Raw genomic sequence first — 25,103 nt, 5'->3', positions numbered from 1 at the left:
CTTTCAATATTGACACGATGAGCTGTTCAATAAACCACATCAAAAGTAAATACCTTATAGATTTCAAAACTGAAATCTATAAGGTATTATTAAGAAGATTTGACTTTTCAATAAGTTTTTGTTTATCTACTGGAAAATTTTGTAATGCTTCAAGATGGCGTTTATGATGCAAATCTGTACTAATAAATTCTACCATGTTATTGGCAAATAATTGTAACGCTAACTTCTGTACGGTAGTCCCATAATAATTTGTTAGCGATAAAGTATTAACCTGAAATAAGCATCCCATATCTTTTATTTCATTTAGCTTTTTTAGCTTATTAGCAAAGTATGGATAACGTTCGGGATGAGCAAGAATTGGGGTATAGCCTTTTGAGATAAGATTAAAAACAACTTGATGCAGTTCCCTATATGGTTCTATGAAAGACATTTCTATTAGAACATGATTGTTACCAAAGGATAAAATTTGATTTTGTGATAGAATATTGTCAAAGTTTTCATCTAAAAAATACTCTGCTCCCAACCCAAACTCTACTTCTACGCTTTGTTCTTCCAAGTGTTTCTTCAAAAGATAATACCCTTCCAATAGTTTTTCTGACGTATTTGGATAAAAATCCGACATGACGTGAGGAGTCGTAATAATTTTTTTAAATCCTAATTTCACTAACTCCTTAATATAAAAAATGCTGGACTCGATATCTGGCGAACCATCATCAACTCCAGGAATCAAGTGGGAGTGAAAATCAGTATGAATATTAGAAAATAGAGGAAGATTTTTATCTATTCTCTTTTTGAAGAAAGAAAACATAGCTTTAAGGTTTAATTTATACCACTGGTTATAACTTGATTACAAAGTATAAGCATTAATAGCCTTAGGAATATAGTATTTTTCTATCTAATTAATTGTTATGTATACGCAACACAGGGATAAGTGCCTATTTCATTGGATGATTGACTAACAAGTGTAATTTACTACAAGATAAGACTTATCTCATCATGAAGCAAAATAACTTATTTTACGGTTAATTAAGAGTCCTGATACTTATCAATAAACATTAATATTTGAAGCAAAATTTGAAACACAGACAGTAATATTGACTTATTTACCCAAAATCTTTTCTTTAAATAAAAGATATACAAACCAAGAATTGGTCACAAAATATCTTTTAAATAAGCGTTTAGGGTCTTGCATTAAACGATAAAACCATTCAAGACCATTCTTTTGCATCCATAACGGAGCCCTCTTTTCAACTCCTACCAGCATCGGGAAAGCCCCTCCTACTCCAAGCATCACGGCATTAATTTTCCCCTTCATTCTATGCATCCAGATTTCCTGTTTGGGACAACCCAGTGCCACAAAAACAAGATTAGCTTCTGATGAATTTATCCTATTAATATGTTCGTTTTCTTCCTCACAAGTTAGTGTCCTAAACGGTGGAGATATTGCCCCTGCGATAGATAAATCAGGGTATTTTTGCTTGCAAAAGGTAACTAATAAATTTAATACATCGGGAGTTGCTCCATAGAAGAATACTTTAAGTTCTTTTTGTTGAGCCTCCGCCAATAGCGATGGCATCAAATCTGGCCCAGCAACACGGGCTTGTTCAATGCCATCAAGCCATTTTATTCCAAAAACTAAAGGTTTACCATCAGGGGTGACTATATCAGCGTTATTAACAACGTCAGCAAAAGATGAATTATGATAAGCCTCTATACACATATGAACATTGGCAACACATACATAAGAGGATTGACGTTTAGCTGAAAGATTTAAAATTTCATTTATAAAATCCTGATATAAACCTTTAGAGATATTGATACTTATCAGAAAGTGTTTTTGCATTTTTTTTCTCTATTTTCGATAGCAGAGTTATAAATTGCCATCAATTGCTGATAATTATATTCTTCGGTAAAATTGTTCAAAAAATAGTCATAACCATTTTGTCCAAATACTTCAAATTGATTATTTTCAGTGATAGCGTTTACTGCTTGGAGTAAACTGTCACTACTTCCAGATTCAAACAGAAGCCCTGTAACACCATTTTTAACGATAGAAGGTAATCCTCCGATATTAGAACAAATGACAGGTTTCCTTAAACCATAAGCCTCAAGGATAGAAATAGGGAAGTTTTCATAACAATTGGATGGAATTATTAATGAAATTGCATTTTGAAATATTTTTTCCTTTGCTTGACCACTTACAAAGCCAATAAATTCTATATTCTTATTATTTTTTGCAAGTTTTTTTAATTCCTCAACATAAATTTCCGTACCCGAACCTGCAATTTTCAATGGTAAATTACTTTGTGCAAAAGCTTTAATAAGTGTTTCAATGCCTTTTTCAGGGGAAAGTCTACCGACATATAAAAAATAGGAATAGGTATTTACAAATTCTTTTTTTTCAATTTTCAGGAAATTACTCTTTACAGATATATTCTCCTCTTTAAAACCACTTTCAACAAATTTATTTTTTGAAAACGAATTTAGGGCAATAAATTCATCAACATAATTGTTTACCACTTTTCGTCCTTTATTAGCAAGCAATGCCATTCCAAGTGATTTAATATAACTTTTTTGATAACATTTTTTTAGGACACAAGATGTGACATTCCCATTAATACATCTTTCACAAACATTATTTTGGTTGTCTAAAAATAAACCCGATGGACACAAGAATCGAAAGTTGTGTAAAGTCTGAACAATGGGAATATTGTATGTTGCTAAAGTTTTATAGATATTATTACCGATAATGTGATAGACATTGTGAATATGTGCAACGTCAATTTTTTGACTTACTATGATGTTCATTAGAACCTCATAAAATTCTTTTTTTTTTGAAAAATAAGAATTCATAACCTCATTATGAATGGTAAGAGAAATTACATTATGTCCTTTTTGTTCAAGCATTTGTTTCTCTGCCAAAACAACCTCGTCCTCTCCGCCCTTAAAAATATAAAAATTATGTATTTGTAAAATATTCATATCCTATTTGTTTGCAGAGATTTTACTAATGGCTCTTCTATATATTCATAATATTTTAAAGAAATAAAATAACATGATGTAATGCATAAAACAATGATAGTATAAATATAAAAGTTAGAGTAAATCAAATCCAGTTTAGCAACTGATTTAAAAAAGATAGGTATTATAATTGGGTGTATTAAGTATAAACTAAAAGACGCATTACCTAAAGAAAGTAGTTTTTTAAAACTATAAATAGTCTTTATTTTTAAAGATTGGTCAATAATCAGGCTGGAAGATATTCCAAAAAAAAATCTTGCAAAAATTGAAGTCTTTAATATTATCTCTTTGAAACAAAGGAAATAACCTAATGAGAAAAGCAATAATCCAAAGAGAAAGAAGAGTTTATTATAAGAAGGTTTATACTTTATATTTATATATGCAATAGTACATCCAAATAAAAACTCAATATGATATGGGCTACCTAAAAAAAGTATGACTTCATTATTAATGTTTAAAAATAAAACTGTAAATAAAAAAATAACATAAAAAGCAATAAGTGGAAGAATTAATTTATTTCCATAATAGACTAAAAAACCAAAAATAACATAAAAAAATACTTCATAACATAAAGACCAAGCAACTCCCAAGAATGGATAGGTGGTAGGAATCAATAGATATGACTTTAGAATAAATGGAATTGTTAATAATTCTTCATGTACTATTTTCATTCCGCTTATTAACATTAAAAACAATGCAAACGAAGACACTACCCAGTATGTAGGGTATATTCTATAAAATCTCTTTTTAAAATAACCAAGAAGGCTTTCTGGATGACCAATATCTTGATAATGTTTAAAAGTGATAATAAAACCACTGAGTACGAAAAAAAAATCGACGCCACTCCAACCAATCTTAAAAAAATCATTGAATGGCATAAATTTCAAATAAAACTCACAAGAGGAAGCTATATGATGTAAGACAACAAGTAATGCAGCGAAACCTCTATAGACTTGCAGCAATTCTATTTTACCATTCATTTTGAAGTAGATTAGATTAAGATAACGGGTAATATTTATTTACGATAACATGGCGATACCATTCTATCAATCAACAACTTACAACAATCAAAAACTAATTTCTAACCAATATTCATAAAAACTTATGTTCTACCTAAAAAATGGTTATAGAGGAAACTTATTTCATTTACAGGTTTCTTGAAAAATATTTTTAACATTTTTATAAGAGAAATGTTAAAGAAAGCCTTCAATCCATTGTTCTCCAATGCCTCATCAATGTGTATTTTTGAAGGATGCTTGAGTGGAAATGATATTTCCTCAAGTGTTAAATTTTCAAAAGAATGTTCTCCTTCAATAGTATGAGAAGCAAATTGATGATTTAACCCAAGATTAACCACCATATTCTTAGAAGGCAAAATTGCTAAACCCGATTCTGCTAAACATGATGTTACCCAACGTCCATCCCATGATTTGGGAAAATAAATTCGATGCTTAAAAATATTTCTCAAATACAAAAAACGATAAATAGGATTGACTATAATTTTCATTTCTCCCATTTCCAATGATTTATTAAATTTTTCCATTGAGAAATCAAATTTCTCCCATGATTCTTTCCATGTACCCCAACCCCAACAATGAAATAAGCATCTTGAAAATGTATAGCTATATTCGTAATTGCTAATATTTCTATATGGGCAAAGTCCATTTACTTGCATAACCCTTTTTTCAAATTTATACTTTTCAAGCATCTCCTCCATAAATTTCCAGAATGACGAGTTTGGCAACGTGTCATCTTCTAATATTATACATCTTTCTTCCTGTTCAAATACCCAACTTATAGCTTGAGTAACATTAAGAGCTGATCCTAAATTATTAGGTTGAAATAAATATTTTACGTCACAATCCCAATCCACATTTTGAACAATATTTTTAACGTCATCGCAACATTGTTTTTCTCCTTTTATTGATTCTCTATGACCATCAGCTGCAATATATAATTTCTTAGGTCGAATCTTTCTTATAGCATTAAAAACCTGTAGAGTCGTATCCACTCGTTTAAAAACAACAAAAAGAATTGGCGTATTGTAACTCATTGATTTTATTATTTAGTTAATACCATTAATGAATACCCTCCCAGTAACCTTACGGCGAAATTAGGGTTTATGAAAAACAATACCCTTCTTATAGGGTTTAACAGTTTCGTTTTCAAACTTTTCCCTTCTGTTTCCATCATACCAGGTGTATAGAAAAAATCTATTACTTCATGTCCACAATCATTCAATGTAGCTAAAGCTGTATCTTTGCTAAAATAGTGTAAATGCCCTACTTTATTTCTGACAATTGTAATAGGAGTTCCTCTTAAAATGTTGGAAACATTCATGTCTAAAGGAATATGAAAAATCTTATATTCGGCTACATCTTTAGTTTTTCTTATAAAATCAATATAGTTCTCTACATGTTCAAAAATATCTATTACCAATAGAATATCGAAAAAAAGTTTTTCTTCAAAAATATCTTTTTCATAAAAAGAAAGTCTTTCCTTTGTTCTTGTTTGAGCAATAGAAAAAGCATCAGGAGATATTTCATATCCATAAAATTTGCATTGAGAGTTTAATTGTAGATGAAGTTGATTAAGTATTTCACCTACACCACAACCAACTTCTGCAATTTTTTTTCTATCAATGTTATTGCGTTTTAATATTTTCAATATTTGAGTAGCCTTCCATGGAGAGTCCTCAACGTGCCAAGTAGGGTTATTCTGGAAGTATAAACTGTCCTTTTCCTTATAAAAAACGATGTTATCCATGATTGATTAATGTATTTTTATATTGTAATTTATTATACTTTTGGAAAATAGCACTTATTATAAAGCATCCCAGAAAAAAACATATAAAACCATGTTTCTTGTTGAAAAATTAGAGTTGAGCTTGAGAAACTTGACGTGAAAAATAAAATAATATGTGAAATAAAAACTAATAATAAAACTCTTCTCTTTTCATCAGAATATACCTGAGCATTTTTAAAGAACTTTTTTAAACTTATAATTGAAAATAGATAAAAGAAAAATGAGCCTAAATATCCCATTGAAATAAGCAAAAACAGATAATTATTATGGGCATTATTCGAATCCGTATTTTCAGAAAACCTATCATTTAGTTTTATATCGGCAGAAAGTCCTAATCCTAAAAATTTATCTTTTACATCAGCAATTTTAAATTTTTCCATCAAAATATTCCAAATCTGATCACGTCCTTGTAAATTTTCAGCAGAGTAAAAATTGCTAAAATTTAACGTCAGGTAATTATTATTATGACTCGAATCTTGGAAATTACTGATGATTAAATTAAATAAATAAAATAGAATTAAAATTAAAGGAAATAAAAATAGAAGGTAAAATCTTAATCTATTGAGCAAAGTTTTTCTTGAAAAATATATTGCTACTATTAAAAAAAAAGTTAATAAATGTATTCGAGAGTTTGCTATATAAATTAGAAACAGCGAGATTGAAATAAAAAAATAAAGTAAATATGTCTTAAATTGACTAAAATAAATTATATATACTAAAGAAATTACGGTAGCTAAAGCTAAATCTGTTTTAAAAAAAAAATATCCAGAAAATGTTTTTACGTCTCCCCAAAATTGAAAACCATTATTTGTTAGGGCAAACGCCAGTTCTAACACCAAAAAATAGGAACACAATTTTGCTATTTTCTGAGAATCCTTAATAATTGATGTGTTTAATACTCCAATAAAAAATAGTAATAAGGAGATAGATATTTTAGCAAAAATTTTAGTTGACTGTTCATCCGTTTTAATAAGGTAAGCATTTAATAAAAATATATAAAAAAGTATAATGACAATGGAAATATACTTAGGCATTCGACTGTTGGTAATACTTTTCTGCTTTGCTATAGACAGTACCAGATAGTAAATTGCATATACATTTACGACCATAGAAATACTTTTATAGTTCCAAAAAAAATCAGAGATGAATCGAAAAAAAAGTGGCATTATTTGAATTAATAAACAAATTTATAATTTGATAAAGGATTCGCTTTTTGTTCAATCATTGCTTTTGAAATAAAAATACTATCTTCTTCAATAATATCGTTGTCAGGCTCAACTTTAAAAAAAGTTTTTGCCTTAAAATCTAATCTAAATGGACCTTCAAATTCAAACGAATCGCTTAAATATTGAGTAATAGAACTTGTCCGATTTAGAAAGTTTTGAGTAACCTCTCCTTTCGTTTCAATAAATAAAACTTTAGTTTTTTCAATCATTTTTCCAAAACTCATGAGAACATCTAACTCAAATCCCTCGACATCAATCTTAATAAAATCTGGAGTAACATTATGTTGAGTGCAATATTCATATCCAGATAAAGCTTTGACTTCTATTAAATCTGTTGAAACAGAGCTGTTTAATACAATATGGTTAATCGAATTAGAATCGTAATTAGTAAATTTTATGGTAGTATTTGGGCTATTTGTTAAAGCCAAATTATTACATATAATATTTTCTCTTGAATTCAATTCTATGTTTTCATGTAGATAAGAACAGGTAATAGGATGTGGTTCAAATGAATGGACCATAATTGACCTTTGTTCTGATACTAATATTGAATAAACACCAATGTTTGCTCCTACATCAAAAAAAACACCATTGCCTTTTATTAAATCTTTAATCAGACTCATATTATTATAATCATATAATTCCAAAGCATTTATTAATGCCCCTGAGCCTATTTTTGAATTATTGATTCTTAGATACGAACTTGAATATTTAAGAATTAGTGGAAATTTTTTGAACATTTTATTGAGTTGCCAAATAAAATGTTTCAGAACCCCTTTTATTTTAATATTTCCACTTTGTGGGCTCTTTATAATAATCTGTATTGTTTTAAAAAAATTAAAATTTCCCATATATCTATCTTATAATAATCCTAATTACTTGTGAGAGTTTAAAAAGATTTTGTAATAAATGCACGTATAATTTCTCCTTTTAATTTCTTGGTTTGGTTAAAAAAATAAATATACCCTAATCCAGCAACTGCATAACTTATTAATGATGCCAATACCGCACCATAAGCTCCATAAGTAGGTACTAATATAAAAATGGTCATAACATTCAAAGCAACTCCAATAAATGTTGAATAAACTCTAATCCGATTGAGTTCTTTCACCAAAAGATAATAATTTAAAATTGTACCTGTAACAACAAAAATATTTGTTACCATAAGAGAGATTGTCAAAACAATAATCTTAAAGCTAATATTTGTATTTCCATATATAGTAAAAGTTATTCCTATTGAAATAATCAACAATACTATGGATATAATAAAGGTAATTTTCAGGTTCTTCAATATTATATGAACTATTGTTTGTTCCAAATCATCGTAATTATCTTTGGCTTTAATTACTGACGGGTATTCGGATATTAATAAAGAACTTATAATGGTATATCCAATTTCAACAATTCGTACAACAAAAGCATAAATCCCTAATTCAGTAGGAGATGTAATAAATCGCATGATAATTTGGTCAATTCGTGCATACAACCCAATCATTATAGCAGAAAACAATATTGGCCACGACTCCCTTAACATATTCTTGATAATTTCAAATGATATTTCACCTAAAAAAAAATTGGAATTGGAGAAATATATCTTCAAAAGAATACATTCAAATATATTCTCTAAACTAATTATAAAACAAATTAGATACATTAATGTATCAACCTCTGCTTTATATACCAATACTATGATAAGTTTAATAAATAACCCAACTATAAATACTATAAAATATCTACTATTGAACTTTAATAAATTTAATTCTGCCTCAATAATATACTTATAAACTAAGAAAGGCTTGAGCACATATCCAAGTGAAAGTATAAGAAGAAGGTTTTTTATAAGATGATTTTGTTCAAATAAATAATATAATGCTACTACTGTGAAAAAAAAAATAGAAATAATGACAAGTGTTCCTAATGTATTAGATATAATTTTGTCCCTATTTTTAGAAGATAATAGATAATCCCGTATAAAAACTTGTTTCAATCCAGACTCAAAAATTAATGAAAAGAAAAAAAGCAAATTGAAAACAAAGCTAAAATTTGCAAAATTATTTAAACCAATATATTTGGATAGTACAATAAATACTAAAAGGTTTGAGAACTTAAATCCCTTTTCTATTATTGCACCAAATGAATTTAGATTTTCTGGACTAATATTTTTTTTGAGTATTTTATTAATCATTATCTAATTTATAGGTTTGTCTTTTTAATAAAGTTCAGAAATTTTATACATTAATAATACCCATAGTCATAACCATAACCATAACCATATTCTTGGCTATTCTTGTAATTCACCCCATTGAAAATAATATTTAAAGACTTAAATTTCTCAAATTTTTTCAAATTACTTAAAATTGCTAAATTTTGTTTAGGAGTAACCTCGTGCCTTACTAAGTAGAAACAAGCATCTGCAAATTCTCCTAATATTAACGAGTCAGTAACTAAACCTACTGGTGGAGAATCTATCACTACATAATCAAATGACTCTCTTAAATTAGCTATTAGTTGTTCAATTTTACCATTAGATAATAGTTCTGCAGGATTAGGAGGAATTGGTCCACTTGATAAAAGAAATAGATTGTCATATTTAGTTGATTGGAGGATTTCTTTAACTGTTAATTGTCCAACTAAATAATTAGAGATCCCTTTTTCTCTTGGCATTTCTAAATATGTTGATATTTTAGGTTTTCGTAAATCTAATTCTAATAAAACCACTTTTTTCCCAAGAGAGGCAATACTTGCAGCTAGATTAATACTGATAAAGCTCTTACCTTCACCACTTGTAGAAGAGGTAAATATGAAAACTTTTCCTTTAACTTGATTATTATCAACGTTAATGTATTGGAGATTTGTACGAAGTATTCTAAATTGCTCTGCCAAAAAACTTCTACTCTTTAAATCAATAACTGCTGCAGGCATATTTTTAGGTTTTAAACCTATTTCTCCAAAAATTGGCAAATTGGTTGCCGTTTCTATATCTTTTCGGGATTGTACCTTATCATTTAGTAACTCTTTTATATTGATTGATGCAGCAGGTACTAATACACCTATTAATAAAGCTATCAAATAAATAATTGGGGGATTAGGTTTAATTGGTTTAGGAGATGAATACGGAGCATCAACAACCCTACTGTCAGTAACAGTTGAAGCATAGGATAATGCTGTTTCTTCTCTCTTTTGTAAGAGTAAGAGATACAAACTCTCTTTTATGCCTTGTTGACGTTTTATACTAACAAACTCTCTTTCTTTTTTAGGAATTGAGCGTATAGAAGTCTCAAAACGATTATTCAAAGATTGAAAACTTGATTTAGTAATTGTTAATCCTTTTTTTTGATTGGCCACATTTTCAAGAATTGCCTGTTTAACATTCTTAACTTGAGCATTAATAGTTTGTAGAAAAGGATTCTGTGCCTGTGTTGTTCTGCCTGTTTTTTCTTGTTCTAATTCTAATTCATTCAATTTTTCCAATAATCCAATCAATATTGGGTCAGAGACCATTAGATTGGACGGTGCAACTCCCCTTTGACTACTTTGGAGGTATCGCTCAACGCCTTCCAATACCTTTAATTGTATATCTACATCATTTAATTTAGAGTCATTCTCTTTAACTTTTTCCAAAACTAAATTAGCTTCTTCACTTAAATCAGTAATTCCTTTTTGTCTTTTATAGCTTTCTACATCTCCCTCAACATCCACTAATTCTTTACTAATTAAATGAAGTCTATCTTCTATAAAACGTAAGGTATTGGTGGATTCAAGGTTTTTATCTTCTAAAGCATTATATGTATATGCCTCTAATAGTTTTCCTAAAATAGCTTTCCCCTTTTCTGGAACACCACTTTCCATGTTTAGTTGTACAACAGTACTTTTCAAATTGAGCAATTCTACTTGTAAGTTCTTCGAAAACGATTCAATATAGCTATCTTTACTTGAAAATTTTACTTTTATTGTTTGACCTACTACCACCAAGTTTTTCAAATTAGGATAAACTCTAAATTTCCCATAAGAACAATTAACTGCTTGAGAGTAGCGAAATTTACCAAGTGACTTTTTTTCATTATCAAGCAATTCATAATGCTGTTGGTCAATAGTTGTAATAAATATTGGATACTTATATGCCTCATCAACAAGAAAAGTATATTGAATAGACAAAGGTGAATTGTTGAACAATTCAATATCTTTAAAGCGACTTTCTGTATAATATGAAACTGTTAGATTAAGTTCATCAACTACTTTTTCAAACAAAGTTCTTGATTTTAGCACTTCCATTTCATTCTCTACAATCTTGTTTGACCCTGCGATATCCAATTCTTTAAGCATTTCGCTGGCTCCGCCCATTCCACCTTTCTTTTCATCTTTTATAAGTAATACTGAAGATACTCTAAAGATTGGTGTCGAATATTGCAGATATAGAAATGCCCCAACAAAAGCAATTGCTAATGCTATGAAAAACCAATACCAATACCTAAGGTACTTAAGTAAAACAATTTTTAAATCGAAGTTATCTTCTGATTCTTTGAAAAAGTCAATATTATTCATTGTTTCAGTGAGCGGTCTGATGGTAATAGAATAAATTAAGCAATTAGATTACGCTTGGAATAAAAAGCAAAAGGGATAAAATAGTGCTATTTTAAGTTACTAAAAACTATTTTTTAAAGAAAGTCAATAATAATATTAATGTAGTAGTAATACCTGTGATAACTGGTATTAATTGAATTGTTCTGTCGTTATAAGTCGCTTTGGCATTTGATGGCTCAACATATATTAAATCCCCTGTTTGGATGTAGTAATAAGGGGAACTAAAAACTTCACGTGATAGTAAGTTTATATGTGCCATTTCACGCTTACCATTTTTCTCTCTGATAAGTATCACTTTCTGTTTTTGACCATAAATGGTTATATCACCAGCCATACTTAGTGCTTCGAGAATAGTCGTTTTGTCATCTAATAAATTATAAACAGCGGGCTTATTCACTTCTCCCAAAATAGAGAATTTTCGATTGAGGAATCTTACATTGACAGCAGGTTCTTTTAAATACTTATTCATTTCTATACGAATAGTTTCTGCTGCTTGTTCAAGATTCAAATCTACAATTTTAATTTTTCCAGTAAATGCTAATACAACACAACCAGTAGAATCTACCAAAACACCTAAGGGTTGATTTCGTTGACCACTAATTTGTCCTGGGAAATTGGTCATTGTTAGAGAATTGACATTGGGGAAATTTAAAATTTCATTAGACTCTTGATTTAGACTACTTACGGTAATGGCTAAGATATCGCCAGTTTGAATTTTACTAATAATAGGCGTTGTGTAAGCTAATTGAACATTTTTTGTTGTATCACCTTGAAAATAGCTTATCTGTTTGGTGCTTACACAAGAGCTTAAAAAAAAAGAAGATGCAATTATAGATGAAATCAAAAAATTGAACAACAGTGTTGAAAAATTATTTCGGTTTTTTTTTCGCATTGCTAATGTATAAATCGGATTGAACTGTTTTAGATTATCTAAAATTAGTAATTATTTCCAAAAAACAATAATAAAGTTATTAAACGGCATTTTTTTACAATTTCCTCCATTACTAAAGAAATTAAAAACCATAATTCAACTTACATGAAAACGAATTATTTATATTCTTTTTCATGTCTTGATTATTTAAAGCCGATACAGTCTCCAAGTTTGAAAACTTCATTTCAGTAGTCAGAAATAAATTATGGATAATTTCATATCTAACATTATAGCTATGTTCAGTTAGTTTTTTTAAGATGCCACCATCTAAAAAAGGAGTTCCATTTTCATTTTGTTGTTCCAAGCCTGTTCCTTCTCTTCCTTTTCTAACAAATTGCACTTGGGCATTAAACTCCAACCCTCTTTTGATACGGTAGGTCAATTTGTTATACCATTGGTCAGCATTAGAACCAATCCAATGCCCTAAATTGTAATCATTACTTTGATACGTTTGGGCAGGTACATAATTGGTATAAGCCAAAGGTCTAACTTTTGTGTATTCTGTCAAAAATGATACATTTTTAAATGGAAAATTAGTCACCGATAAACCAGCAGTATATGCGGTTTGATTACGAACTCTATCCCCTGGCAGAAGAGTTCCTTTAAAACTAAACTCGTCAATAAACCATGAAAAGTAAAAATGTGTATTTTTAATGAGGTGATTTCGTGAGCTAAATTGTAAAAAAAACTGAGAATTACTGATAGAATTTGTTGCAGTAATTCCTCCTAAATAATGGTCAATTGCTCGATAGAATAATATAGGTACAAGATACACAAATTTAACTTCGTCATTATAAATAACTGATTCTCCTAATGCTAACGATATTCCTTTTGTTGGGACAATGATTAGAGAGTGGGTGACTAAAAATTTTTGTCTGAAAGAAATTTGTGGAGGTGTTCCGATACCTGTATAAAATATTTTTGTAGAGTCTATTAATCCCGAATTGAGCCAACAGTGTGCATAATTTAATTTGAGCCATTTGGTTGGTTGTATATCCATCCGAATTAATGGAAATGAAGGAGCTTTATTAGATAATACAATTTTTCCACCTTCTCCATAACCCCACGAAAAAGCGTTTTTCCCTGCCGAAAAACTCCCCCATTTCCAAGCATAAGAAATTATGGCTTGGTGGTCACTATAATTGATACTATTTTTATTTACTCCTACGGCAATTATTCCAGTTTGAGGAGAAAAACCTTTAATCTTATCAATACTATTACCTGTTTCAGAATTATCTCGAAAATCAAAACTAAAACCAATATTCTTACCTACATATCCATAAAGCTTTGCCCCATTCCAATAGTGAGTAGTCAAATCTTGACCATTACTTTCAACCGAGTATCCTGCAATAGGCTGGGCATTAATAGTGAAGTTTTTGTTTTGAAATGCCAAAAAGCGAAGCCTATCATTCTCTGATTGTTTCAGTATATAAGTTTTCTCGGAAGTTATACAGTTACCATCAACGAGCATTCTTTCTAATTTATATTCTTTTAAATAGAACACTAATTCATTACGCTCTAAAGGTGTTAATATTGAACTGACATTTATTAATTCTTCTAATTTTTGTAGAATATAATTTCTTGAGATTGGTTTGACAATATCGTCATATTCAATAATCCCTCGTTGAGCAACTCTTGACAAATAGGCATAAACTGATTGATACTCAGGTTCATAAACAACTTGAGAATACCCTCTGAAATTTGCAAATAAGATGAAGAGTATTAAAGTAGTTTTAAGTATTTTTTTTTCCATGAAATCTCCATTTGAGTCTTATTCATAATAAAAGTAGATAAAAAATACAAGATTATTTCTGCTAAATTTATTTTTTTATTAAACGGTGAGGAATTAAAAATATTAAAGTCGAATTAAGTCTATGGATTTTCAAACTTTGTTTTGAAGAAAATTATAATTAACATTATAGCTTGTATTAAAAGACAGTTTTTTTTCAAAATATAGTTTAAATTCCCTTGTTTACTGATGATGAAAAATACTTTTACACTTTGCTACACGGTTTGGTCTGCCTTTTGTGTTTTTACACTTTTCTTATTACTTTTTCCATTGATGTTTCTTTTTGTACAAAGGGAGGAGTGGCGAGTATATTATCTACGAGTTAATACACTTTGGTGTAAAGCCTTTTTTTATTTGGTAGGGATTAAAAACGAAGCAGATATTCGTTTTAAAGAAGATTTCAAGCAGCCATACATTTATTGTTCCAATCATTTTTCAACACTTGACAATTTTACATTTCATTTATGCGTAAAGAATAGACTTGCCATAATCGGAGATGCTAAAATAGGAGAACTTCCTCTTTTTGGGTATTTATTTAGAAAAATGCACATTTGTATTGACCGAAAGAATCAAGCAAGCAAAAATAAAGGAATGTTTTCAGCTGCGAAATTGCTTAAAAAAGGGATAAGTATTGGTTTCGCTCCTGAAGGAGGAATACGGTCTTTTGAGCCACCTAAAATTCATCAGCCCTTTCAAGATGGTGCATTTATTCTGGCTATTCGTTTTCAGGTACCTATACTACCAATTTCAAACTTATCAAATCATCTGATTCTTCCTGAAAAGAACCCTTTTCGTTTACATCGCTATCCATTTAGAGCAATTCTACATCCACCTATTGAAACAAAAGGCATGACCATTAATGATTTGGAAAAACTAAAAAAAATGACTTTTGATGTAATACAAAATGCACTACTTGCAGAAGCAAACACTATCCAATAATATAATTTTGATAAATAATTTATCCGTCGATTGGTAATTTCGTAAAGCCCTTAAAACAAAAAACACTTCAAACGCCATGTTTGAAGTGTAATTGAGCCTTCTATCGTGGCTGAATCGTCTATTATTTGACCACTTAATTATGCTAATTTTCAATGATTTGCAAAATAGAGCCGTGAAATTGTACCCTATTACGTCCCCTTTTTAGTAAATGAAAACTTTATTTTCCTTCACTTATCTTTAATCTTTAAAAAACACTTGTAATATCAATAGTAGCCTTAAAATCATATCTAAGAGCCTTTTTTGAGTTATTTTTTAGTTGTTGGGGTACAATCTTTTTTGTACCCCAACAAGTCTCCTAATTTATTTTATACTAAGAGAAAGTAATTTTTTTCTTCTTTCTTCTACCATGAGTGCATAAGCTAAATCTGGTCGAAAATTATCAAATATAGCTTCAGAGCCATTATCTATTTCATCTATCTCATCCAAATTGACCTCTTGAGAATTATTAATTAGGTTCTCGACACCATTGTTATCAGATAAGTTTTCTGTTTGATGTTTTAAACTGATATTTACAGAATTCGTTTCCATATTATTTTGATTTTAAAATTTATGAGAATAACAATTTCTGAAATATTTAAGTTCTTTGAAAATACATTTTATGAATTGACAAAAAATACTAATACGTAAATTTTTACATTTTTTACTTCGTAATATCAACTATTTCATTCAACTTATACAAAAGTGGTAAATGTTGAGATTTTATACGAAACTGACTTCTTTTTTTTATTAGTGGTTTTGTGGAAATATTTTCCATCTTGATACCAGGGTCATAGTAAATATTTCCAATTGCCATTTGAGAAAGGAATAATTGAAAATCTGTACCTGTACCCAAAATAATATTATTTCCATACTTGTACTGTCTTTCGTATTCCGTCTCAGACAACGAAGGAACATAACACGCTTGATTATGTTTTCTATTCCAATGCAAAAGCATAGACGCAAAACTCCAAGATGCCGTTTCATTTCCATCAATATCCACTAAAGCGATACGCCCATTTGTACTTCTTATCTTTCCGCTTTCTATATCAAAACCGATTAATTGCAATTCTAAGTTTGTAGATTGGTGTCTTATTCCTGTTTTATGAATACCTCCAAAATTCATTCTGTCTTCACGTCCTGTTTTATCGGCATAACCATATTTTCTAATAAAACTTTCTGCACCCTCTAATTTATAGATTCCATCCGTTGGTTCGGGTGTCATTAATGTTATTACTGCTGAATTGATTTTTGTAAAGTTAGTTACACCAAACTGTTTAACCTCCCAGCCTAAAAAGTCAGGTTCTGAATATCCATTGGGGGTTATTCCCAATTCAGCTTCTAAAGTATAACCACCACAATTTGGAGCTTCGCAAGCTAAAATATTTCCATCTCTATCAAGTCTTTTCGATTTAATCCACCCTAACTCATGGATACGTAATAATTCATCAAGTAGCTTAATTCTATTTGTAGTAGTGAATGAAAGTTCTATAACTTTAAAAACACCATGTTCAGAAACAGATTCTTCATTTCTAAATTCCGCTGCAAGTTCACTATCTGGGTGTGCTACATAACCTAAAACTGTTCCATCTTTTGCGACTGAAAAGAATAACAATCTGTCTGCAAGACGTTGTGTCATAAGTTCAGAGGGAGGTCTTTCACACCTTAAAAGAAATCCCGAAAATCTAACCTCTGGATATTTAGGGTATAATATCAACTGTGTGTTTGGTGCAGGGTATAAATTACCATTTTCTCCAATCCAAGAAAAGTTCATGGAAGCCTTAAAACGTTCTTTTTTCCAATCACCTGCTTCTTCTGTTTTAATCTCAGAAATTGGTAAAATATTCAAAATATCAAAACTCCCACCAAAATAAACTTGATTTTTTGAGTTATCATTAGGTGCAAGTTTCTTGATATAAATTTTATTACAACCGTTATTTATGAATAGAGATTTTAGATTTTTTAGATTCATTGATTTTTAGGATTTCCTTTACAATATTTTCGCCAACTGCTTGTATTAGAGGTGTTACAACTGAATTTCCAAATTGCTTATATGCTTGATTATCTGATACAGGAATAATAAAAGAGTCGGGAAACCCTTGTAACCTTGCACATTCTCTTGGAGTTAAACGTCTTGGGTTTTTGTCTTCTTGTGGTATCAGAATTTCAGCACCATCTTTATAATATCTCGCACTCATTGTTCTCGAAACACCATCTAAATCAGTCATTCCAAAGCCAAAGCCATTTCCTTTTTCTTTATGCTTTTTTGCATATCCTTGTAAGTAATTCCATAATTTATCTGAAAGTGTATATTTAGGGTCAACCTCACTTTCTAAAATATCCCTAATTGCAAACTTTGTCTCACTCATATCAGGAAAAACAAAAGCTTCTTGCTCTTTGAATATTGATTTTTTAAACCCTACAATAATTATACGCTCCCGATGTTGTGGAACAAAATGCTTACCATCTAACACCTTAGCATGAACAGTATAACCTAATTCTTTTAAAGTTTCTTTAATCACTTTAAAGGTTTTTCCTTTATCGTGTGAAACAAGATTTTTGACATTTTCTAACAAAAAAGCTGACGGCATTTTATGTCCAATAATTCTTGCAACATCAAAGAAAAGTGTCCCTTGTGTTTCATCTAAAAATCCATGAACCCTACCTAAAGAATTTTTCTTTGAAACACCTGCAATAGAAAACGGCTGACATGGAAAACCTCCAAGTAAAATATCATGGTCAGGAATATCTTTTTCTGAAATTTTGGTTATATCTCCAAATGGAACTTCGCCAAAATTAGCTTCATAAGTTTTCTTTGAGTATGTATCCCATTCACTTGTAAAAACACACTTACCGCCAAGATTTTGAAATGCAAGTCTTATACCTCCAATACCTGCAAATAAATCAATAAACTTAAATTTAGGCTTGATTTGGGGAGGAAATGGAATATCCCATTGGATTGGTAAGTAATCTTTAAAATCTGCTTGTTCAGGTATTTTTAAAATATTGTGTAAGTCAGTTAGATAGCTTGTCGCTTTTGGTCTAAAAAATCGTGAAACTCCGTTCTTATGATTTTGGAAAAAATGGGTTAAATATGCTAAGTCGTTTTCAATCGTCTTATTAGTTACCTCAATTTTTAATTTATCTTTTATCTCTGAATATTTTTTGCTCATAGTATGCAATATTGTTAATTCTGTTTAATTATTGCCATTCCCTTTCGAGTTCATAAGCATTTTAAATGTATCAATGACTAAGTCTTTATCTTTCAATCTATCGTCCTTCTCTTTCAATCTATCGTCCTTCTCTTTAATGATATTTTTCAACGTTTTTATTTCTGTTTTTAATCTTTCTATTTCATCTCTCTGCTTTGCCCAATGATATGAATCTTCCTCTGATTCTGAATCTATTTGTTCTTGAAGAGATTGATTTTTCTTTTCTAATGTCTTAATTGTTTTTATATACTCCTCAATCTCACTATGTCCAATCTCACCACCTTCATAATTCATTAACTCACTTACAGTCATTCCAAATGCCTTCGCTATTTGCTCCATTCTTTCAATGGTTAGCTGAGTTAATCCCGACTCAATTCTATTATAGTTACTTTGATTTGTACCAATCAACTTTCCTACTTCCTGTTGACTTAGCTTTTTTTCTATTCTTATCGCTTTAATCTTAGAATATACTGTATTCATTTTTTAGATTATTTGTTTAATACAAATTTAATTTATTTCATTTTAAGAATGAAATCTAAAATTTAGATAAATCAAAATTTTGATATTTAAAATAATATACATAATTTCGATAATCTAATTAATGAATAATTATACATTTTAAACTAAAATTTAGATTTCAACATGGAAACACAAAAAACACCCTTAGAAATTCATATTCAAGACTATGAACTTAACACAATGCTACTATTTAAGCCGTCAAGACGATTTTATGAATCAGTAGGCATTAACAAGAAACGGTTTTGGCAATTAGTGAGAGGTACAAAAAAACCACTAACTGAAGAAACAAATAACCTCTCTAAAATGCTGAAAGTACCATTTACAGAATTAATGTAGTAGCACTTAATATTTTCAAACTTGAGTCATAAAAATAGCCGTATCTATTGGGAGTAGATACGGCTCTAATGATTCTCTAAACATTCGCTAAAATGCTAAATTCAAAAATACAAACTTCTATTCAAACGGAAAAGCAAAAGGCTTCTTCGTTTAGCGTATCGCTTCGTGGAAGACCAAACAACACAACCATTTCTCTTTATCTAAGGCTATCATACAAGGGAGAAAAAGTAGATAAATTTACCGAAATCAAATGCTCACCATCAGAATTTAAAAACGGTAAAATTAAAGGTAATAATGAGATTATTACTCTATTGAAAAGTTATGAAAATAACCTATACAAATCATATATGAAACTCCGTGAAAAGGGACAAACTATTGATTTACAACGCATTGCATCAACAATATTTGGAGATTCTATTTTTGAAGAAACACCAAAACTATTTGATGCCATTGATAAATATATCAAAGCAATTTACCTCGATGCAGGAAACGAATTTTCTGAAATTACCAAAGTGAAAAATCAACGTTATGGAAACCATTTAAAGCAATTTGCAAAGGATTTTTTCAAACGTGAGGGAATAGACTTAACAGAAATAAAACCTATCCACGATAACGAAATTATCAAGTTTATGAAACATCATAGACAGGCAGGACACAACCACGCAACCATGCACGTACAATGGATGAAACGCTTTTATGATTTTGCTATCGGTAATGATTGGATTTTAAAAAATCCATTTTTAAACTTTAAACCCAAACATGAAAAGGTAGAAATTAAGTATCTGACAAAAGAGGATATTAGCAAATTTGAGAATTTGAAACTATCCAAAAATAGCACCTATGAAAGAGTAAGAGACTTATTTCTATTTTCTTGTTATACAGGACTTAGTTATATGGATTTAAAAAATGTATCATTCCAACATATCAAAACAGATATTAATGGAGTAAAATATCTTGAAATTCCACGACTCAAAACTACGGTATTATCTATCATTCCACTACTTGAAAAACCATTACAACTCATTGAAAAGTATCATTTTGTAGAAAATCAAGATAAACTTTTTTGTGTTCCTACAAATCAATGTATGAACCGCACCTTAAAAGAACTTGCTGAAATTGCAGATTTATCTATCCTTCCAACATTCCATATATCACGTAAAACTTGTGCTACTTGGTTAATAGACGAAGGCGTACCCGTTGCAATCGTTCAAAGAGTTTTAGGACACTCAAATATTAGCACCACGCTAAACCATTACGGCAAAATCAATGAGAAACCTATCATTGATTCATTTTCTCAATTCTTTAATAAATAACAATAAAAATCCCCTTGCTTTTCTCAGAAACAAGGGGACAAATCAATAATTTTTAATCGGTAATAAGATGAACAAAAATACAATAAATAAGCAAGAAAACAAAGCAATTACTTTAAATAATACTGATAATCAAGCAGTTAAAAAAGAGATAGTAAAAGGAAATGTTCCTTTAATTATGAAAATTGAAAAGTATATTTTTGATAAATACGACCTAAGACTCAATACAGTTTCTAATGAATTAGATGGAAGAATCAAAGGGCAAAAGGAATATGAATTATTTAATGAAGACACAATAATTTATGAACTTTTCAATGCAGGGTATAATAAATTTAATCAAATTTTACCTGTAATTATTTCAAATAAAGTCAGAAAATACGACCCAATTAAAGAGTATTTTGAAAGCTTGCCAAAATGGGATAATTCTCAACCTGACTACATTCAAAAACTATCTGAGTACGTGGTAGTAGAAGACAAGATTTGGTGGGAAACAATGTTTAAAAAGCATCTTGTTAGAATGGTAGCACAAGGGATTTTAGCAATACCTTTCAATAAACAATGTCTAACATTAGTAGGAAAACAAAACGATGGGAAAACCTCCTTTTTAGAGTTTCTTTTACCTCCTAAATTGAAAAAATATTACAAAAAAGGTTTTGATTTTGGAGGGAATAAAGACGGCAAAATATCACTTTGTCAAAACTTCATTATCAATTTAGACGAATTGGCAAGTTTTGAAAAAAAGGAACTAAACAATGATTTCAAAACCATTTTAACAGAATCAGTAGTGAAGTTTAGAGGCTTGTTTGCTAAGAGCGAAACAACTCATTATAGACGTGCAAACTTCGTGGCAAGTACCAACCAATACGAGTTCTTAACCGATGAAACAGGAAACGTTAGATGGTTGCCTTTTGTGGTGAAAGATATTAACCATGATAACGGAAAAGAGAATGGTTATCAAGCAAACATAAATATAGATTTGGTATGGTCGCAAGCCTACCATTTACTAATGAGTGGAAACTTTGACTATGTGATGAGTAAAGCAGATATACAGATGCAAGAAAAGATAAATCAGCGATTTATGCGTATCAGTACGGAAATGGAATTAATACAGAAAAATTTTAAACCCTCTGAGGAAAATAAAGATAATTCTGAGTTTTTAACAACTACTGAAATCTTAGAGAAACTCAAACGATTTACCAACATTCAGATTAATAATATTCAATTAGGCAAAGCACTAAAAGTATTAAATTTCCAAGAATCGAGAAAATATGATAATGAGTTGGGTTATTCAAAAAAAGGCTATTCTGTAAAAGTTTTGGTAAATCATCTTACTTAGTTACTCGAAATTATATAATATATTAATAATCAGTTAGTTAAACGTCTAAAATTCGAGTAAGATACTTTTTCTAATCTTACTCGAATTATTTATAAAGTATTAATAATGAGTACATTGTAAAAGGTATTTCGAGTAAGATACTAATTGTCTTGTATGTTGTCTTACTCGAAAAAATGGCAAATATAGACAATCTCGAGTAAGAACGAGTAAGATTAAAGCAAAGTATCTTACTCGAAAATTAAATATTTAACTAATTGACTATTAGACAGTTAAATACCTTTCGAGTAACTAAGTAAGATGAAAACGATTTTTCAAAAGTTTTCAACAACAAAAAGTATTTAAAATATAATTATTTCCTAAAAGCAAAATAAAATAATAAGCAAATGAAACAACTAATCATATCAACAAAGGAAATAAACAGTTTAAAGGGTGTTAGACTCTTTTTCAAGGCTTTGAATCATGCAAGTTTAGCTTTTCACCCTGAAGATTCATTTACTAACTACATAAATTTAGAAACAAAAAAACCGTGTTTCTCAGAAAAAGAAGCTATCAGATTAGACGGATTAATGGATAAATGCTTTAAAATATGCGAACCATTGGGCGAAGGCAAAATTTATGATATTGCAATGGAACAATTTTTAAAGGCTAATGAATGGTTTACTAAACAAGTAAAAGAGAATATTCCGCAAAAAGAAAAATGAAAATTCAAGATTTAAAGAAATATCCAATTACTGATTATCTACAAAATTTAGGTTTAGAGCCTGTCAAATCGGTAGGTAAAGAATTGGTTTATTATTCTCCAAAGACACAAGAGAAAACGCCTTCGTTTTTTGTCAATCCTTCCAAAAATGTTTTCTTTGATTATTCGAGTAATGAGAAAGGGGACGTTATCCGCTTAGTTCAATATTTGGAAGGTTTAGATTTTATATCCGCTTGCAACCACTTAGAAAAGTTTGGGCAAGACTTTATTAAAACTATTACCGAAAATTCCTTTTCTTTTTGCGGAAATGAAGTAATTAATCATAATAACACGATAACCATTGAGACGGTTAAACCTTTACAGGCTAATTCGTTGATTGAGTATTGCCAAAATAGAAAAATTCCTTTTCACATAGCTTTTAAGTTTCTCCATGAGATACGTTACAACAACAACGGAAAACAATACTACTCATTAGGATTTAAAAACGACAAAGGAGGTTTTGAACTACGTAACCAGTATTTTAAAGGTTGTACCACTCCCAAAGCAATTACAACGTTTGAAGTACCAAATAGTAAAAGTGTTTATTTGTTTGAAGGATTTTTTGATTTTCTATCAGCATTAGCGTTTTTTGGCACGACTAAGCCATTAAATACAGTCATTGTGCTTAATTCCTTGTCATTGTTACCACAAGCCAAAGAACGGCTAAATAAGGCTGACTCATTACATACTTTCTTGGATAGGGATTCACAAGGCGTTAAAGCAGTCGAGAAACTTAAAATGGAAGGGGTTAATCTTGTTGATAGGTCTAAGATTTATGATAAATTCAAAGATTTTAATGAGTTTTTGAGTAAAAAAACGTAAAAATTAGTTGAAATAAATTGTAAAAAAGGGTGAAATAAAGTTGAAAAGAGTTGAAAAACGCTGAAATAATTTAGAAAAAAGTCGATTCTTCAGTAATGTTTAAAGTCAAAAAATTGAAATTAAAAGAATTAGATAATGAAATAGGCTAAATGAAACCTAAAATAAACCAAAACGAAACCTAATATCTTCTAAATATATTCTAAAAGCAACCTAAATGCAATCTAAAATTCTGAAACATTACAAAATCATAAAATGCTTTTGAAGTTTATTTTTAAGTAGCCAGTCAAGTACCCTTTCATATACCCTCTAATGTACCCTTTCAAGTGTCCGACAAGTAGATTATAAAACTATCTTTAACGCTTACATAAAAATTATAGCCACTATTAGCAATATACCTTTTAGGACACCTTTTCGGATACCTTTTAAGACACCTTTGCGAATTATAGTTTCGGAAAAATTTTATTATAAAATGTAGAATCGACGTTAAGATAAACCAATAAACTACACCACGAAATAAGTTCTTTAGTAATAGTTCGAGGTACAAAGTTTTTTTGTACCCCAAATCTAAAAACGAAAAACCCTTCATACGCCATGTATGAAGGGTTTTTTCAATTTTTGAGCCTTCTATCGGGATCGAACCAATGACCTACTGATTACAAGTCAGTTGCTCTACCAGCTGAGCTAAGAAGGCTTTTTTCAACGATTAACTTACATTTTGTTTCGTTTTTCAGAAGCGTTGTTCGTTTTTCGTGATGCAAAATTAGGGCGTTTTTTATTGCTGTGCAAGTCTTTTAGAAAGAAAAAATTAAAAAAAATGAAAATAATTTATAAGTTTTTGATTTTCAAAAGATTAGAAACTCATTTTTTTTGATTTTTTTTTCATTCAATTTATCATTTTGGTAAATCGACGATAAAATCCACCCAAATGTCTGTTTTAAATTACTTCGTATTGAGTTAAAATGTCTATTGATAGTTTTAAAGTCCAACGAAGCAATCTAAATTTGTACTTATTACCTCAAAACAAACTTCTGTTTTCAAAATCATGACTTTATCCGAATTACTAAAACAAGACTTTTCTCCCGAATTCCAATTTCAGGCTTCTCGAAGTGGTGGAGCGGGTGGACAAAATGTCAATAAGGTTTCTACAAAAATGGAATTACGTTTTAATGTTACCAATTCGCAATTATTGGATGATGAACAAAAAAGACTGTTTCACGAGAAGTTAAAAAATCAAATTAATTCAGAAGGTGAACTCATCATTGTTTCTCAGGAAGAACGAACGCAATTGAGAAATAAAAATATCGTTATCAAGAAATTCCGTGAACTACTGATTAAAGCGTTAACGATTCCTAAAAAACGAGTTAAGGTAACGCCAACTGCCGCCATGATTGCGGAGCGTTTAAAAGACAAAAAAAAGGCTTCTGAGAAAAAAGCTCATCGTGGTAAAATTGATTATTAATTCTACCGCAAATTCCACAGACTGAAAACTAAAATTATAAAA

At 29.7% G+C, this 25,103-nt stretch carries 23 protein-coding genes and 1 tRNA gene; 7 read left to right on the top strand and 17 right to left on the bottom strand.

Going from position 1 to position 25,103, the window contains the following annotated elements; translation table 11 throughout:
• Nucleotides 1-76: 76 nt before the first annotated feature.
• The 12 genes from VB796_RS07995 to VB796_RS07940 all read right to left on the bottom strand — a co-directional run bounded on the left by VB796_RS07995 (nucleotide 77) and on the right by VB796_RS07940 (nucleotide 14,317).
• The gene (locus tag VB796_RS07995; protein WP_323345999.1) at nucleotides 77-808 is read right to left on the bottom strand and encodes a tyrosine-protein phosphatase; all 732 of its coding nucleotides are present in this window, start codon (nucleotides 806-808) and stop codon (nucleotides 77-79) included.
• 291 nt (nucleotides 809-1,099) lie between these two features.
• On the bottom strand, nucleotides 1,100-1,843 hold the full coding sequence (locus tag VB796_RS07990) for a WecB/TagA/CpsF family glycosyltransferase (RefSeq protein WP_323345998.1): 744 nt from the start codon (nucleotides 1,841-1,843) through the stop codon (nucleotides 1,100-1,102).
• The gene (locus tag VB796_RS07985; RefSeq protein ID WP_323345997.1) at nucleotides 1,825-2,982 is read right to left on the bottom strand and encodes a glycosyltransferase family 4 protein; all 1,158 of its coding nucleotides are present in this window, start codon (nucleotides 2,980-2,982) and stop codon (nucleotides 1,825-1,827) included. The genes VB796_RS07990 and VB796_RS07985 overlap by 19 nt, the downstream gene beginning before the upstream one ends.
• A complete protein-coding gene (locus tag VB796_RS07980; protein WP_323345996.1) occupies nucleotides 2,979-4,001 on the bottom strand; it encodes an acyltransferase in 1,023 nt (340 codons plus the stop codon). Before VB796_RS07980 ends, VB796_RS07985 begins: the two co-directional genes overlap by 4 nt.
• A 122-nt stretch (nucleotides 4,002-4,123) precedes the next feature.
• Nucleotides 4,124-5,074, bottom strand: a complete 951-nt coding sequence (locus tag VB796_RS07975; protein WP_323345995.1) for a nucleotide-diphospho-sugar transferase — start codon at nucleotides 5,072-5,074, stop codon at nucleotides 4,124-4,126.
• A gap of 8 nt (nucleotides 5,075-5,082) precedes the next feature.
• Nucleotides 5,083-5,787 carry a class I SAM-dependent methyltransferase gene (locus VB796_RS07970; protein ID WP_323345994.1) on the bottom strand — a complete coding sequence of 235 codons (705 nt, stop codon included), beginning with the start codon at nucleotides 5,785-5,787 and terminating at the stop codon, nucleotides 5,083-5,085.
• A 32-nt stretch (nucleotides 5,788-5,819) separates the two neighbouring features.
• Entirely contained in the window at nucleotides 5,820-6,992 is a 1,173-nt protein-coding gene (locus VB796_RS07965) for an O-antigen ligase family protein (RefSeq protein WP_323345993.1), read from the bottom strand.
• 8 nt (nucleotides 6,993-7,000) lie between these two features.
• Nucleotides 7,001-7,903, bottom strand: a complete 903-nt coding sequence (locus VB796_RS07960) for an FkbM family methyltransferase (protein WP_323345992.1) — start codon at nucleotides 7,901-7,903, stop codon at nucleotides 7,001-7,003.
• Nucleotides 7,904-7,941: 38 nt separating this feature from the next.
• The gene (locus tag VB796_RS07955; RefSeq protein WP_323345991.1) at nucleotides 7,942-9,237 is read right to left on the bottom strand and encodes an oligosaccharide flippase family protein; all 1,296 of its coding nucleotides are present in this window, start codon (nucleotides 9,235-9,237) and stop codon (nucleotides 7,942-7,944) included.
• Nucleotides 9,238-9,287: 50 nt separating this feature from the next.
• Nucleotides 9,288-11,594 carry a GumC family protein gene (locus tag VB796_RS07950; protein WP_323345990.1) on the bottom strand — a complete coding sequence of 769 codons (2,307 nt, stop codon included), beginning with the start codon at nucleotides 11,592-11,594 and terminating at the stop codon, nucleotides 9,288-9,290.
• A gap of 106 nt (nucleotides 11,595-11,700) precedes the next feature.
• Nucleotides 11,701-12,525, bottom strand: a complete 825-nt coding sequence (locus VB796_RS07945) for a polysaccharide biosynthesis/export family protein (protein ID WP_323345989.1) — start codon at nucleotides 12,523-12,525, stop codon at nucleotides 11,701-11,703.
• 121 nt (nucleotides 12,526-12,646) lie between these two features.
• The gene (locus VB796_RS07940; protein WP_323345988.1) at nucleotides 12,647-14,317 is read right to left on the bottom strand and encodes a capsule assembly Wzi family protein; all 1,671 of its coding nucleotides are present in this window, start codon (nucleotides 14,315-14,317) and stop codon (nucleotides 12,647-12,649) included.
• A gap of 225 nt (nucleotides 14,318-14,542) precedes the next feature.
• Between VB796_RS07940 and VB796_RS07935 the strand changes: the two genes are divergently transcribed.
• Nucleotides 14,543-15,292 carry a lysophospholipid acyltransferase family protein gene (locus VB796_RS07935; RefSeq protein WP_323345987.1) on the top strand — a complete coding sequence of 250 codons (750 nt, stop codon included), beginning with the start codon at nucleotides 14,543-14,545 and terminating at the stop codon, nucleotides 15,290-15,292.
• Nucleotides 15,293-15,652: 360 nt separating this feature from the next.
• Here VB796_RS07935 and VB796_RS07930 read toward each other — a convergent pair whose 3' ends face one another.
• The 4 genes from VB796_RS07930 to VB796_RS07915 all read right to left on the bottom strand — a co-directional run bounded on the left by VB796_RS07930 (nucleotide 15,653) and on the right by VB796_RS07915 (nucleotide 19,020).
• Nucleotides 15,653-15,880, bottom strand: coding sequence for a hypothetical protein (locus tag VB796_RS07930; RefSeq protein ID WP_323345986.1), 228 nt, complete (start codon nucleotides 15,878-15,880; stop codon nucleotides 15,653-15,655).
• 112 nt (nucleotides 15,881-15,992) lie between these two features.
• A complete protein-coding gene (locus VB796_RS07925) occupies nucleotides 15,993-17,300 on the bottom strand; it encodes an MvaI/BcnI family restriction endonuclease (protein ID WP_323345985.1) in 1,308 nt (435 codons plus the stop codon).
• On the bottom strand, nucleotides 17,263-18,501 hold the full coding sequence (gene dcm / locus VB796_RS07920; protein ID WP_323345984.1) for a DNA (cytosine-5-)-methyltransferase: 1,239 nt from the start codon (nucleotides 18,499-18,501) through the stop codon (nucleotides 17,263-17,265). The genes VB796_RS07925 and dcm overlap by 38 nt, the downstream gene beginning before the upstream one ends.
• 24 nt (nucleotides 18,502-18,525) lie before the next feature.
• The gene (locus VB796_RS07915; RefSeq protein ID WP_323345983.1) at nucleotides 18,526-19,020 is read right to left on the bottom strand and encodes a helix-turn-helix transcriptional regulator; all 495 of its coding nucleotides are present in this window, start codon (nucleotides 19,018-19,020) and stop codon (nucleotides 18,526-18,528) included.
• 162 nt (nucleotides 19,021-19,182) lie between these two features.
• Here VB796_RS07915 and VB796_RS07910 point away from each other — a divergent pair, with 162 nt between their 5' ends.
• The 5 genes from VB796_RS07910 to VB796_RS07890 all read left to right on the top strand — a co-directional run bounded on the left by VB796_RS07910 (nucleotide 19,183) and on the right by VB796_RS07890 (nucleotide 23,602).
• Nucleotides 19,183-19,395 carry a hypothetical protein gene (locus VB796_RS07910; RefSeq protein ID WP_323345982.1) on the top strand — a complete coding sequence of 71 codons (213 nt, stop codon included), beginning with the start codon at nucleotides 19,183-19,185 and terminating at the stop codon, nucleotides 19,393-19,395.
• 92 nt (nucleotides 19,396-19,487) lie between these two features.
• Nucleotides 19,488-20,708: a site-specific integrase gene (locus VB796_RS07905; RefSeq protein ID WP_323345981.1), complete on the top strand. Its 1,221-nt coding sequence runs from the start codon at nucleotides 19,488-19,490 to the stop codon at nucleotides 20,706-20,708.
• 67 nt (nucleotides 20,709-20,775) lie between these two features.
• On the top strand, nucleotides 20,776-22,041 hold the full coding sequence (locus VB796_RS07900; RefSeq protein WP_323345980.1) for a VapE domain-containing protein: 1,266 nt from the start codon (nucleotides 20,776-20,778) through the stop codon (nucleotides 22,039-22,041).
• A gap of 383 nt (nucleotides 22,042-22,424) precedes the next feature.
• Complete coding sequence (locus VB796_RS07895; RefSeq protein WP_323345979.1) at nucleotides 22,425-22,742, top strand: hypothetical protein; 318 nt, start codon at nucleotides 22,425-22,427, stop codon at nucleotides 22,740-22,742.
• The gene (locus tag VB796_RS07890; protein WP_323345978.1) at nucleotides 22,739-23,602 is read left to right on the top strand and encodes a toprim domain-containing protein; all 864 of its coding nucleotides are present in this window, start codon (nucleotides 22,739-22,741) and stop codon (nucleotides 23,600-23,602) included. The genes VB796_RS07895 and VB796_RS07890 overlap by 4 nt, the downstream gene beginning before the upstream one ends.
• Before the next feature lie 618 nt (nucleotides 23,603-24,220).
• Here the strand turns inward: VB796_RS07890 and VB796_RS07885 are convergent.
• Nucleotides 24,221-24,293: transfer RNA gene (locus VB796_RS07885), tRNA-Thr, on the bottom strand.
• A 351-nt stretch (nucleotides 24,294-24,644) separates the two neighbouring features.
• Here VB796_RS07885 and arfB point away from each other — a divergent pair.
• Entirely contained in the window at nucleotides 24,645-25,061 is a 417-nt protein-coding gene (arfB, locus tag VB796_RS07880) for an alternative ribosome rescue aminoacyl-tRNA hydrolase ArfB (RefSeq protein ID WP_323345977.1), read from the top strand.
• Nucleotides 25,062-25,103 lie beyond the last annotated feature (42 nt).

Source organism: Arcicella sp. LKC2W (genome assembly GCF_034931005.1).
In the GTDB taxonomy this organism is placed as follows: Bacteria; Bacteroidota; Bacteroidia; order Cytophagales; family Spirosomataceae; genus Arcicella.
Note: the sequence above shows the minus strand (reverse complement) of the source record. Positions and strands in the feature narration are given on the sequence as shown.

Bases quoted from the DNA above. Each gene is read 5' to 3' on its own strand.
- VB796_RS07995 (WP_323345999.1), bottom strand. From the start codon at position 808: ATGTTTTCTTTCTTCAAAAAGAGAATAGATAAAAATCTTCCTCTATTT.
- VB796_RS07990 (WP_323345998.1), bottom strand. From the start codon at position 1,843: ATGCAAAAACACTTTCTGATAAGTATCAATATCTCTAAAGGTTTATAT.
- VB796_RS07985 (WP_323345997.1), bottom strand. From the start codon at position 2,982: ATGAATATTTTACAAATACATAATTTTTATATTTTTAAGGGCGGAGAG.
- VB796_RS07980 (WP_323345996.1), bottom strand. From the start codon at position 4,001: ATGAATGGTAAAATAGAATTGCTGCAAGTCTATAGAGGTTTCGCTGCA.
- VB796_RS07975 (WP_323345995.1), bottom strand. From the start codon at position 5,074: ATGAGTTACAATACGCCAATTCTTTTTGTTGTTTTTAAACGAGTGGAT.
- VB796_RS07970 (WP_323345994.1), bottom strand. From the start codon at position 5,787: ATGGATAACATCGTTTTTTATAAGGAAAAGGACAGTTTATACTTCCAG.
- VB796_RS07965 (WP_323345993.1), bottom strand. From the start codon at position 6,992: ATGCCACTTTTTTTTCGATTCATCTCTGATTTTTTTTGGAACTATAAA.
- VB796_RS07960 (WP_323345992.1), bottom strand. From the start codon at position 7,903: ATGGGAAATTTTAATTTTTTTAAAACAATACAGATTATTATAAAGAGC.
- VB796_RS07955 (WP_323345991.1), bottom strand. From the start codon at position 9,237: ATGATTAATAAAATACTCAAAAAAAATATTAGTCCAGAAAATCTAAAT.
- VB796_RS07950 (WP_323345990.1), bottom strand. From the start codon at position 11,594: ATGAATAATATTGACTTTTTCAAAGAATCAGAAGATAACTTCGATTTA.
- VB796_RS07945 (WP_323345989.1), bottom strand. From the start codon at position 12,525: ATGCGAAAAAAAAACCGAAATAATTTTTCAACACTGTTGTTCAATTTT.
- VB796_RS07940 (WP_323345988.1), bottom strand. From the start codon at position 14,317: ATGGAAAAAAAAATACTTAAAACTACTTTAATACTCTTCATCTTATTT.
- VB796_RS07935 (WP_323345987.1), top strand. From the start codon at position 14,543: ATGATGAAAAATACTTTTACACTTTGCTACACGGTTTGGTCTGCCTTT.
- VB796_RS07930 (WP_323345986.1), bottom strand. From the start codon at position 15,880: ATGGAAACGAATTCTGTAAATATCAGTTTAAAACATCAAACAGAAAAC.
- VB796_RS07925 (WP_323345985.1), bottom strand. From the start codon at position 17,300: ATGAATCTAAAAAATCTAAAATCTCTATTCATAAATAACGGTTGTAAT.
- dcm (WP_323345984.1), bottom strand. From the start codon at position 18,501: ATGAGCAAAAAATATTCAGAGATAAAAGATAAATTAAAAATTGAGGTA.
- VB796_RS07915 (WP_323345983.1), bottom strand. From the start codon at position 19,020: ATGAATACAGTATATTCTAAGATTAAAGCGATAAGAATAGAAAAAAAG.
- VB796_RS07910 (WP_323345982.1), top strand. From the start codon at position 19,183: ATGGAAACACAAAAAACACCCTTAGAAATTCATATTCAAGACTATGAA.
- VB796_RS07905 (WP_323345981.1), top strand. From the start codon at position 19,488: ATGCTAAATTCAAAAATACAAACTTCTATTCAAACGGAAAAGCAAAAG.
- VB796_RS07900 (WP_323345980.1), top strand. From the start codon at position 20,776: ATGAACAAAAATACAATAAATAAGCAAGAAAACAAAGCAATTACTTTA.
- VB796_RS07895 (WP_323345979.1), top strand. From the start codon at position 22,425: ATGAAACAACTAATCATATCAACAAAGGAAATAAACAGTTTAAAGGGT.
- VB796_RS07890 (WP_323345978.1), top strand. From the start codon at position 22,739: ATGAAAATTCAAGATTTAAAGAAATATCCAATTACTGATTATCTACAA.
- arfB (WP_323345977.1), top strand. From the start codon at position 24,645: ATGACTTTATCCGAATTACTAAAACAAGACTTTTCTCCCGAATTCCAA.